Source organism: Lysinibacillus sp. NPDC093692, from assembly GCF_050280125.1.
Taxonomy (GTDB): Bacteria; Bacillota; Bacilli; order Bacillales_A; family Planococcaceae; genus Lysinibacillus.
Window position 1 is genome coordinate 1 of the sequence record NZ_JBNNUW010000047.1, and the last position, 10,975, is coordinate 10,975.

Consider the following 10,975-nt stretch of genomic DNA (forward strand, 5'->3'; position numbering starts at 1 on the left):
AAATCAAAAAATGTGGTACACTATAGAACGTTGATACTAAAGCAATATATCTATAGGAAAATACGTAATATAAAATCATTTGAACTCTGGGAGAAAAACACACCGCCGAAATGGTTATCCTAAAAAACACGAAACACTCGTTTAAAATACGAGTGTTTTTTTATTCGAAAACATTGATATATCAACGTTTGTAGAGGATTGCTAAATGGTTGTATCCAGATGCCATTTAAATAGGGAAGGGGAGAAAAAAGCATGTACCCCAAAATGTACCCCAAATTCATCATTTTTCGATTTCCTCAGATTCTTAAAATGAACTCAGATTGATAATCTCATCCATAAGATTAGATGCATGTACTTCATCTTTTTCAAATGAATGTGCATACACTTTATAAATCGTTTCAGGAGTATCACCGACTAAAGCTGCAACTGTAGATACAGGAATTTTATTAGATAACTGTATTGTTACAAATGTATGCCGTAAGTAGTGAGGGGTAAAGTGAGTTATATTTTCTCGCTCGCAGATTAAGTCAATGATGCGTTTTAAATAGCGTTCACCAATCGGTTCGCCAGCATACGTAATAAATACATGTCCGTCTGGATTCCGAAATTTATAAGTTTCCATTACTTCGTCATACCACTTTTTATAATCTAACAAAATACTTTTGATGTTTGCATTCATAGGGAATTTTCGATAACTGTTTTTAGTCTTCGGTGTCCTGGACCCGTAACGATCCTTAGTTTTATTTATATGAATTACATTGTTCTCGAAATCAATATCAGTTTCCCACTGCAGAGCCCTTAATTCACCAACGCGCATCCCTGTTAAAAATAAGAGGCTCAGACAAGTATAATGAGTAATTTTGTATTTAGTGCGTGCAATTTCTAAGACCTTTGTTATTTCATCTATAGAAAGGGCATTTCTTTTAATACTTTCAGTAGCTCTACTTAAATTAGGGGTAGAAAACTTCTTTCTATCTAAAATTTCATTCTTAATAGCGAACGTAAAAATGGCATTCAAACGTCTAAAAATCGACATAAGTGTTCCTTCTTTAAAACCTTTAATTATCAACGGATCTATCAATTCTCTTTGAACAACAATATTATTTACATTCTTTATTTTGAGATGTCCAATTGAATTAATAACATATTGGCTCATTACGTAATTATGGTTTCTTTCAGAAGTCGGTTTCCAATTAGTTTTATTAGCATCGATATAAATTTCATTTAATTGAGCGACTGTTAAATTATCATTTTCAACAAAACCAACATTCCCGTCTAATATAGAAGCCTTCACTTCAATTAATGCTCGCTCAGCTTTTTCAATTGAATCGAAGCCTCGTTCAGTTTTTTCTCGTCTTGCACCATGACGGTCGTAATACTTGTATCGATATCCAAATTTTTTTTTGCCATTTTGTTTGTACCAATAAACGCTATCTATTTTGGTTTTTGTCATTTTTTCTCGAGCCATTTAGATCACTCCTTCATTGAACGTATGTTCTGTTTAGGGGTATTAAAATAGCTTCTTCAATGAAAAAGAAGCTATATGTAAGAAAAATTATTTTGCAAATGTTGTGTTACGAGCTTTCCAATCTTCTAATTTGATGAATACCCAGAAGCCGTATATACCGATTGTAATAATAGTTAAGATCCACCACTTAATCCAATGACCGAATAAACCAACTGCTGAGCCGTTGAATTTTAATCGGCGGCCTTCAACAACAGTGTGATTTATTTTCCAACCATAGATCATTGTTATTGACCATGGATAACAAATGCCTAATGTAAATACTGTCACGAGTGTTCCTAAAATGCACCATCCGATAAATTGAAGTAATCCTCCATCAAAATATGATGTTTGACCTCTTCTACTTTCTAGTTGTGTTTCTTGAATAGTGATGTTTGTTGTCATTTTTAATCCCCCTTTTTATGTATAAATATATATTAAAATAGCCCCTAAAATTGCAACTTCACTAGTTCTACTGGGATTTGATGTAAGGCAGCTATATCGTCATTTGTTCCGAAATATACTTTTTGCACAAGGTCATCGGGTATAGTTGAAAAAAATTTCTGTATAGATGTCACGCTTATCCCTCTGAGTTACAATATTCGTTCTTATTAAGACAAAAGAATTATGTAACCAATTTTGCACTTTTTATACCAATTATTTCACCTCGACTGTCTCTTGCAAATTCAATACCTGTCCGGATAGGATGTGTATTGTTTAAAATTAAAGCATAAATCGGAGACCACTTGTGGTGTACTAAATTTTTCATGCTAGCTATAGAGAAATCTTGAAACTCTTTAACTATTTTCTCAGCTAATAACTTTTCTAATTTATGAATATCTATTAAATAGTTTACCAACCGCCAGTATAACGCTTGTTTTGAGATTTGTGTTTGTTTATGTATTTGATAAAAGTGGAACCCATTACCAATCAAATTATATAAAAAAAAATTCGGCAATAGTAATTGAGATGCAAAAGCATTAGCCTGCATCTCAAACTCATTGATTGCGTTATCGAGTATGTCTTTTGTTCTATCTCTAAATTGCGACTTCTTTTCGCGATGTAAAAAATAATGACCTAATTCATGACCTATCGTGAAATTTCTTCGTGTTTGTGATTGATTAGAGTTATAAACTAAAGTTTTTTCATCCTCGTCTAATATTAACATCCCACATAAATCATTTTTAAATGCACGGGAGTCAAGATAAATATCCTCATTACAAAGTATGCTCAGTAATAATATATCGCATCTGTAATTATTTGGATTCATATTTGGTAAGCGGTTTTGTTTATACACTTTTTCAGCAGCATATGTTGCTTCTTTGATTAAATTCAAATTTCAACACCCACTTAAATGTAGTTTATTTGCCATTTCTTTTTTCTAAAATCCTCTGTTTTCTGACTGCTAAATAATCCTCTATTTCACTACCAAGTTCATCTCTTTCTGATTCCGATAAATCGGTATTTTCTTGCCTTAACCACGCCTGTAGTGATGGTTCGCTGTTTTTACTATTTATATTTGGCGTGTCAGTTCTACCTAATAAAAAGTCAGTTGAGACATCGAAAAAGTCCGCAAACATTTGTAAGGTTTCGAAATCTGGTTGGCGAGTCCCTTGTTCATAATTCGCGATTTTCCCTCTTGAGAAATTCATTTTTTCTGCTAAATCGTACTGACTTAATTTTCGTTCTTTTCTTAATTTAGCTAGATTTTGTCCAAACATTTATTTCACCTCGTTATTTACATTATATAAGTAGAAACTCATTGTTTCTATTGGTAATGCAAAAAGGAAACAAAAAGTTTCTAAAAACGATTGACAGAAACATAATGTTTCCTTTACTATGTATTTAAGGAAACGAATTGTTTCTAATAAAGGAGGTTTGTCACTGTGAAAACCACGACCAATGACAGAGTAGTTTTAGTTAACCTTCGTGGTGTGAAATCTAGGTCTGACGTGGCTTTTGATCTAAAAATAACACCTCAAATGCTAGGAGCAATCGAAAGAGGGGATAGAACACCTTCATTACGATTAGCGAAAAAGATAGCTGACTATTATGGAACAACGGTTGATGAAATTTTTTTTAATTATTTAAGAAACGAATTGTGTCTTTGATTTAGAAACAAAACGATATTGGAGGTATGAAGATGAATTTAATCTTAGTTCAAAGTAGAAAGTTCAATTCAGTCGTTTGTGACTTTTGGCAAAACGAGAATGGTGATATTTTTATGAATCGCGAACAAATCGGACAGGCGCTTGAATATTCAGAACCACGTACAGCGATAACAAAAATTCATTCACGATATGAAGAGCGCTTAAATAATTTTTCAGTTAGTACCAAATTGGTATCAACTGATGGTAAACAATATGAAACAATCGTTTACAACGAAAAAGGCATCTATGAAGTAATCCGTAGAAGCAAACAACCGAAGGCAGATGTTTTCTACGACTTCGTATACGATTTATTAGAAGGTTTGAGAAAAGGTGAAATAAAAGTTGTTCCGGTACAACCAAAAATACCAACAAACTTTAAAGAAGCTTTAGTGGCTTTATTGGAAATGGTTGAAGAGAATGAGCAACTGGAGTTAGAGAACAGAATGTGCCAACAGCAAATTGCTGATGCTCAACCAAAGTTAACTTATGTAGATGAAGTTTTACGTTGCACAGATTTGTTGATAACTACACAAATTGCTGAAGATTATGGGATGAGTGCAATAGCATTCAACAAGTTACTAAACAAACACGGCATCCAATACAACCTAAATAAACAATGGTTACTTTACAGCAAATATAAGGGTCTAGGTTATACGAAATCTGAGACTAAAGAGTATCGAAAACCAGATGGTTCAACAGGAGTGAAACTTCATACAAAATGGACTCAAAAAGGTCGGTTATTCCTATATGAGACATTAAAGTCTAAAGGTATTTTTCCAACCATGGAAAAAATGAAACTGACACTTGTTGAAGGAAATAAAAAAATAGTTTAGGAGGATTCGCATGTCGAATGTCATCGATTTAAGAAAAACTCAATTGTTAAATTTAATGGAACCTCACTATAAAAATGAATATTTAATAACGATTTTTCCTTAATAAGATTTGTTCCTTACTGTCATGCATACGCTAAATATTTACTTAATTATTCAAATTTTAATACCTATGAATTTTTTAGAGAAGCATTTAACAAGCTTATTCGAGATGATGAAACATTTAAGTGTCTTGAGACTGTTCAAAATGAATTCTTTTTTATAAATCAAAAATATCAAAGATTGTTCATAGCAGATGAGAGGTTTCCTGTTGAAAAAGAACGCTTCAAACTTGAAAAAGATTTAGAGAAAGTACTAAATCAAGAATTTATAGATTATTACAACAATGAAATTACAGTAAAAAAACAAGAATATTTAGGGTATGGAAAATCTGATTTGTCAATAAATAACAAAATAGCTATTGAATTAAAGATTAATAAAGCAAAAAGGAAAGATGTTTATCAGACTTTTGAGTACTCTTTTGCTGAAGAAATCGAAACACTTTGCTTAATTGCTAAGGAATTTGATGAAAGTGTATTAAAAATAGCTAACAAATTAAATGTTGATTGTTACAGTTATTCATTTATTAGAGAAGAAGCAGATGAAACTTTATATCCCATAGGTATTTGGCTAGATAAAAAAACAAACACATCACCAAATCTATTTGATGAATATTTATCTGATATATCGAATGCAATATTTTTCAGTTTTTATAATACAAAATTTTGTTTCCTTAAAGAATTCGAGACAGCTAGAGAACCTTTAATAGAAGTTTACAACCAAACAGAGAAACTTAATAGCGAAATTGAAGAAATTCTATTAAAGAAATTAACTAATAAAGGTTTTGATGTCTCCAAAGGTCTTGAATATGCAATTCAGAGAATGAATGTTTAGGAGGTATAGAATGATTCAATCTCCACCAAATGAAACCAAATTGATTCAAACGCTTTTCGAGATGTCTGGTATTACATCTGAAAAGGTAAATCAGATGTTAGTGGCAATCGCAAATGATGCTGCTAAGCCACTTATTCTATTTTGGGATATTAACGACATAATGAAAGCAACTACTTTCAGTCGCAAATTTTTAGAAGACCACATTTTGAACGATCCGCGTATACAGCGATATGAACGCCAACGTGAAAAAGGTGGTAAACGTGTCTGGTTAAAAGAACCGACATCAAAATTACTACAAGAAATTATTATGAATGAATGGTATTAAAAAATGCACTGGCAGGTGCAATTGAATAGGAGAGGCCAGGGCAAATGGCCTCGTCAAACTACCAATCTAGTAAGAGGTAGGGGCAAATCTACCTCTAATCTCAATATTAAAGATAACTTGAAAGAGAAACAATGCAACGGATGCATAATATGCTCAAACTGCATAAAAAAGGGTGAATATATATGAACTTAGATGTTGGAGGATTAATAAAACAATGTCGTAAGAAAGCGAAACTTTCACAGGAGGCGTTTGCTGATTTGATGCACACGACACAATCAACGATTAGTCGTATAGAACAAAATCTTATTGCGTGTGAGGCGACATTTTTAGCTAAAACAGCAGCAATTACAAATTCACAGGATGCTGTAATAGCAGCATTATTTAGCGCAGATACAGCACTGCAATTTTTACAAACAGTACCAATGTTTATAGGAGGGTTCTTTTCATGGATATTGTAGAGAAATTAAAGCTAGAAATAGCGATGTTAGAGGCTTGTAACGAAGATTTATTAGTAGCAATAGGTGTTCATAACCAACGTGGTGAGTATCACTTATCAGCAGAATGCATGCGGAAAATCAAGAAAACAACGTACAAAATCAAAAGATTAAAAGCTCATTTACAAGATCAACAAAATTTCATGTGGGTTATCAAGGATTTGCAGGATAGAGGTTTACTAAGTGAGGTGGTGAAGAATTATGTGGAAATGGCTAGATAACTATTTTTACTTACCAGAGGATGATGTACCAGAGTCACATAAAAAATTCTGTATAGGTGCCGCGTTAACGATGTTAGTTATCGGAATACCAGTGATTATCACATGTTGGCAATAAAAAAAGCTATTTAATCAGTGGAGTGATTAAATAGCCGTACGGTTTAGTATGTAACCATTATACCACAAAATCAGACGTTAGCGAGTGTTATCTCGCTCTCGTCAAGCAGCTTACAGCACCGTCTCCCTACGGTATGCTTTGCCGACACTGTAAGTTGCTTGATGGGATGCCATCAAAAATAATCGAAAGGGTTGATATGTATGAAATTGAATCAAGCAATATCTAGGATTGCTGATTTACCAGACATTCTAGATCAATACGGAATACCGTCAGAAAACGTAATTAGTGTACAGTACAGCGACAGCGCGATGAATAACGCTGATATTCTAGTACATTTACACCGCAAAGAAACTATCGAGAAACTAGGTAACTGCGATGTCGAAAAGTTTATAGGTTACGATGACGCAAGCTGGACACAGTATAGATTCGATAAAGACGGCATTTCATTTGTTTGCTGTGAACGTGAGGCGATAGCATGAGTGTTCTATTAGAAATAGAAAATCCAATGGTGCTTGGCCACATTGAGTATCCAATGCCACCTTATGAGCCAGCAGTGAGTTTTGAAATGCACGATGATTTTGGTAGTTTCATAGCTTCTGGCGATGTTTATTTCGAAATCGGTGATGCGATTGTACACATCGACAATATCAGTGATTACTTGGCTGTTGGATATATGGATGAATCAACTTATGACATGACTGATTCAGAGGTAATTGCTTATGTGGAGGAGCATTATGGTTTTGCTCATACAAAAAAATAAACCACTTGGCAGAGTGGCTTAAACAAATTATTAATTGCGCTCATTATAGCGCACTACAGGAGGAATTTCAATGAGTAACCTAGCAGAACAGTTCAATAGTCCTCAAATGGGACAACCTCAATTTCAAAGTGGAGGAGCATTAGCGCAAGCTAGTGCATCCCGTGAAATGGAAGAAGTCAAAGGACAAATTTTCATGGCGAAACAATTTCCACGCAACGTATTCCAAGCCGAACAACGTGTGTTAGATACATGTAAACGTCCAGCACTAGCTCAAACAGCAATGTACAGTTATCCGAAAGGTGGCACAAAGGTAACAGGACCATCTATCAGATTAGCTGAGGCAATCGCTCAGAACTGGGGTAACTTATCATACGGTATCCAAGAGTTAGAGCAACGCAATGGTGAATCAGTAGCTAAAGCGTTTTGTTGGGATCTTGAAACAAACGTACGCCAAGAAAAAGTTTTTACAGTTAAACATGCAATCGGTACAAAAAAGGGTTTAAAACAACTAACGGATCCACGAGACATTTACGAAAAGGTAGCAAACGATGGAGCTCGTCGCTTACGTTCTTGCATACTCGGAGTTATCCCTGGTGACATTGTTGATAAAGCAGTCTTGCAATGCACAGAAACACTTGCTGGTAACGGTAAAGGACCATTAAAAGACCGAATCTCTTCCATGTTAAAAGGTTTCAAAGACCATTATCGTGTTACGCAAGACATGGTTGAAACAAAGTTCGGTTACAATGCTGATTCCTTCAGTGAGTACGACTATGTAGAACTTCTCAACATCGCTAACAGCTTAAAAGACAGCATGTCAAAAGTTGAGGATTGGTTCCCAAAAGAGGATGCTAAAAAGCAATCTAGCGGTTTAGGTGCTGATTTCCAAACTCAAGCAGAGTCAAAAACAGAGGTGAAACCAGATGCAACAAACGACATTCAAATTGAACAGCGAGAGCTATCACTCGAATGAGGCAAACCAACATTATATGTCAGTATCTCAATTTAAAAGTGCTATGGAGTGTGAAGCTAGAACGTTTGCAGAGGTAAGAGGCGAGTTTTCTCGTCCTCCCTCTACAGCATTAATGGTTGGTTCATATTTACACGTTGCCTTTGAGAGTAACGAGGCATTCACAGAATTTAAAGAACTAAATCACGGCACCATTTACAACAGTCGTAGTAACAAATATAAGGACTATGAAAAAGCTGATGACATGATTGAGACTATTAAAAATGACAAGTTCTGTATGTTCGCTTTACAAGGTGAAAAAGAGATCATTTATACAGGTGAGTTATTCGGTGTAGAGTGGAAAATCAAAGTCGATAACATCAATCATGAACGTGGATTTTTCAGTGATTTAAAGAGCACTCAGGAGCTTCGGAAGCGTTACTGGAGTGAGAAATATAATACATGGGTTTCATTTGTACAAGCCTTTGATTATGTGTTGCAGATGTGGGTGTATAGAGAAATCATCTTTCAAAATACAGGTCGTTATTATGATCCTTACATTGTCGCAGTTACTAAAGAAACGCCACCTGATAAAGCAGTATTACATTTCGATTCTGGACGTTTTGATTTTGAAATGGAATATGTTCAAACGATGCTACCAAACATCATAGCAGCGAAACAAGGACGAAAAAAGCCACATCGATGTGATAAGTGTGGATATTGCAGGTCCACAAAGAAGTTAGAAGGTACATTCGAAATTGAGTATCTACTAGATTAGGTGGTGAAAATGGATGAATAATGTAACCCGCAAAGTTTTTCTTAAGGGTATACTTGTCATTTCCTGCGCTTACCCGGGAAATTATTTATTATTTCCTAACCTGATTGTTAATAAGTCTGTGATAATAATTCGAATATAAGGAGAGGTGAGGGCAAATGGCTAAATACAGATACGTCTACACAACTTTTTGGAACGATCCTCGTGTGGTTGAGGAAATGACAGCAGAGGATAAATACTTCTTCCTGTATTTGCTGACAAATGAAAGTACGACTCAAATTGGCATCTATCAAATTACCAAAAAGCAAATAGCTTTTGATATGGGTTACTCAATGGAAAGTGCTGGTGCGCTGCTACAAAGGTTCAGAGAGCATCACAAACTTATTAAATACAATGAGGAAACTCGTGAAATAGCTATTAAAAACTGGGGCAAATACAACCTTAATCGCGGAGGTAAACCGATTCTTGATTGTGTGAAGTCAGAACTAAAAGAAGTGAAAGATACCACATTAATTCAATGGGTAGGCAAAGGAATCTCAAATGATTCTGTACGTATCGTCTACGAGTCGTACTACGATACGTCACACGATACGTATAACGTTACGTCAGAAAATAATGAATCCAGTAATGATGCGGGTTCTTACGATACGTCAACGATACGTGGACAAAAAGAAAAACAAACAGAAAAAGAAAAACAAAAAGAAAATAAAAAAGAAAAACAAACAAAAGACAGTGAAGGTTGTCAGTCGGTTTCTTCTCAATCTGATTTTGCTAGATTAGTTGAATTTACAAATCACAACATTACACCAGTTCTTCCAACAATAGCAGAACACCTTGGTTACATCTTAGATGATTATAAAGATGTGGATTTAATCTTAGCAGCATTACAAAACGCAGTATTTAATAATGCTCGCAACAAAATTAAGTATGCAGAAGGAACATTAATTAACTGGCGTAAGGAAATGATCACAACTTACCAGCAGTTACATGCTAAAGAAGAAAGAGAGAAAAACAACAAGCGACAACAATCTAACCAATCCTATCAAAAGCCTAAAGGTCGAACAGAAATAGTGCCAGAGTGGTTCGCTAATCGTAATAACAAAGAAGAGTCACTAACTCCAGGTACTGAACCTGATAACAACACAATTGATTTTGAGGCTGAGAAACAAAAGGCCTTAGAAAATATTGAAAGAATGAGAAAAAGGAGTGAAGCTAATGGCTGAGAAGGTGGATGTTACTCGAGCTAACATGTTAGAGGAGGTAGCAGACCGTATAAACCAAATTATACAAGAGTATGAGTTTCCACTCCCAGTCCTTCAAGATGTTCAAAAACGATTAAGTGATAGTAATTGCTCACACTATGCTATGCAACAACTTAGATACTTAGAAAACAATGTACAAGCAGGAATTGCAAAAAGAAAAGAGGTTTTAAATTGATTAATCGTGTTGTATTAGTTGGGCGACTTACAAAAGATCCTGAATTACGTTATACGCCAAATGGAGTTGCAACATGTCGCTTCACAGTTGCAGTTAATCGAACATTTCAAAATCAACAAGGTGATCGTGAGGCAGACTTTATAAGTTGTGTGGCTTGGCGAAAACAAGCTGAGAATCTAGCAAACTTTCAGCGCAAAGGTAATTTAATAGGTTTGGAAGGGCGAATCCAAACAGGCAGTTATGAGGGGCAAGATGGCAAGCGTGTGTACCATACTGACGTTGTAGCCGACAGTATTCAGTTTTTAGAACCGAGAAACAGCGCAGGAGGCTCGCAGAGCACTTCAAACTACGAATCAAGTACAAATACAGGTGGACAACAACAAGGTAGTTCACAAGGGCAATATGGCGGTAATAACAACCAGCCGAGTTATATGAGAGGGAATGAAGATCCGTTTGCTAATAGTAAAGGGCCAGGGGAAGTT

18 protein-coding genes are annotated in these 10,975 nt (G+C 35.1%); 14 read left to right on the plus strand and 4 right to left on the minus strand.

Going from position 1 to position 10,975, the window contains the following annotated elements; all coding sequences use genetic code 11:
• Positions 1-304: 304 nt before the first annotated feature.
• The 4 genes from ACQKN4_RS25010 to ACQKN4_RS25025 form a co-directional block, all read right to left on the minus strand.
• Positions 305-1,468 carry a tyrosine-type recombinase/integrase gene (locus ACQKN4_RS25010; RefSeq protein WP_427485175.1) on the minus strand — a complete coding sequence of 388 codons (1,164 nt, stop codon included), beginning with the start codon at positions 1,466-1,468 and terminating at the stop codon, positions 305-307.
• A gap of 87 nt (positions 1,469-1,555) precedes the next feature.
• Positions 1,556-1,909, minus strand: coding sequence for a hypothetical protein (locus tag ACQKN4_RS25015; RefSeq protein ID WP_427485176.1), 354 nt, complete (start codon positions 1,907-1,909; stop codon positions 1,556-1,558).
• Between the two features lie 220 nt (positions 1,910-2,129).
• Positions 2,130-2,840: an ImmA/IrrE family metallo-endopeptidase gene (locus ACQKN4_RS25020; RefSeq protein WP_427485177.1), complete on the minus strand. Its 711-nt coding sequence runs from the start codon at positions 2,838-2,840 to the stop codon at positions 2,130-2,132.
• 25 nt (positions 2,841-2,865) lie between these two features.
• Positions 2,866-3,225, minus strand: a complete 360-nt coding sequence (locus ACQKN4_RS25025; protein ID WP_427485178.1) for a helix-turn-helix domain-containing protein — start codon at positions 3,223-3,225, stop codon at positions 2,866-2,868.
• Positions 3,226-3,390: 165 nt separating this feature from the next.
• Here ACQKN4_RS25025 and ACQKN4_RS25030 point away from each other — a divergent pair, with 165 nt between their 5' ends.
• From ACQKN4_RS25030 to ssb, 14 genes are all read left to right on the plus strand, one after another.
• Positions 3,391-3,615 (plus strand): helix-turn-helix transcriptional regulator, encoded by a 225-nt coding sequence (locus ACQKN4_RS25030; RefSeq protein ID WP_427485179.1) that lies wholly within the window; start codon positions 3,391-3,393, stop codon positions 3,613-3,615.
• A gap of 32 nt (positions 3,616-3,647) precedes the next feature.
• On the plus strand, positions 3,648-4,487 hold the full coding sequence (locus ACQKN4_RS25035) for a phage antirepressor KilAC domain-containing protein (protein WP_427485180.1): 840 nt from the start codon (positions 3,648-3,650) through the stop codon (positions 4,485-4,487).
• Between the two features lie 279 nt (positions 4,488-4,766).
• On the plus strand, positions 4,767-5,417 hold the full coding sequence (locus tag ACQKN4_RS25040; protein ID WP_427485181.1) for a hypothetical protein: 651 nt from the start codon (positions 4,767-4,769) through the stop codon (positions 5,415-5,417).
• A 10-nt stretch (positions 5,418-5,427) separates the two neighbouring features.
• Positions 5,428-5,742: a hypothetical protein gene (locus ACQKN4_RS25045; RefSeq protein WP_427485182.1), complete on the plus strand. Its 315-nt coding sequence runs from the start codon at positions 5,428-5,430 to the stop codon at positions 5,740-5,742.
• Between the two features lie 182 nt (positions 5,743-5,924).
• Complete coding sequence (locus ACQKN4_RS25050) at positions 5,925-6,200, plus strand: helix-turn-helix domain-containing protein (protein WP_427485183.1); 276 nt, start codon at positions 5,925-5,927, stop codon at positions 6,198-6,200.
• Positions 6,188-6,457: a hypothetical protein gene (locus ACQKN4_RS25055; RefSeq protein ID WP_427485184.1), complete on the plus strand. Its 270-nt coding sequence runs from the start codon at positions 6,188-6,190 to the stop codon at positions 6,455-6,457. The genes ACQKN4_RS25050 and ACQKN4_RS25055 overlap by 13 nt, the downstream gene beginning before the upstream one ends.
• Positions 6,438-6,572, plus strand: a complete 135-nt coding sequence (locus tag ACQKN4_RS25060) for a hypothetical protein (RefSeq protein ID WP_427485185.1) — start codon at positions 6,438-6,440, stop codon at positions 6,570-6,572. Before ACQKN4_RS25055 ends, ACQKN4_RS25060 begins: the two co-directional genes overlap by 20 nt.
• Before the next feature lie 191 nt (positions 6,573-6,763).
• Positions 6,764-7,051, plus strand: coding sequence for a hypothetical protein (locus tag ACQKN4_RS25065; protein WP_427485186.1), 288 nt, complete (start codon positions 6,764-6,766; stop codon positions 7,049-7,051).
• Positions 7,048-7,332: a hypothetical protein gene (locus ACQKN4_RS25070; protein ID WP_427485187.1), complete on the plus strand. Its 285-nt coding sequence runs from the start codon at positions 7,048-7,050 to the stop codon at positions 7,330-7,332. The genes ACQKN4_RS25065 and ACQKN4_RS25070 overlap by 4 nt, the downstream gene beginning before the upstream one ends.
• A 70-nt stretch (positions 7,333-7,402) precedes the next feature.
• Positions 7,403-8,305: a hypothetical protein gene (locus tag ACQKN4_RS25075; protein ID WP_427485188.1), complete on the plus strand. Its 903-nt coding sequence runs from the start codon at positions 7,403-7,405 to the stop codon at positions 8,303-8,305.
• Entirely contained in the window at positions 8,256-9,059 is an 804-nt protein-coding gene (locus tag ACQKN4_RS25080) for a PD-(D/E)XK nuclease-like domain-containing protein (protein ID WP_427485189.1), read from the plus strand. The genes ACQKN4_RS25075 and ACQKN4_RS25080 overlap by 50 nt, the downstream gene beginning before the upstream one ends.
• Before the next feature lie 155 nt (positions 9,060-9,214).
• On the plus strand, positions 9,215-10,279 hold the full coding sequence (locus tag ACQKN4_RS25085) for a DnaD domain-containing protein (RefSeq protein WP_427485190.1): 1,065 nt from the start codon (positions 9,215-9,217) through the stop codon (positions 10,277-10,279).
• The gene (locus tag ACQKN4_RS25090) at positions 10,272-10,493 is read left to right on the plus strand and encodes a DUF6877 family protein (protein WP_427485191.1); all 222 of its coding nucleotides are present in this window, start codon (positions 10,272-10,274) and stop codon (positions 10,491-10,493) included. Before ACQKN4_RS25085 ends, ACQKN4_RS25090 begins: the two co-directional genes overlap by 8 nt.
• The coding region (gene ssb / locus ACQKN4_RS25095) for a single-stranded DNA-binding protein (protein WP_427485192.1) at positions 10,490-10,975 on the plus strand (486 nt) is incomplete at its 3' end. The genes ACQKN4_RS25090 and ssb, both read left to right, overlap by 4 nt.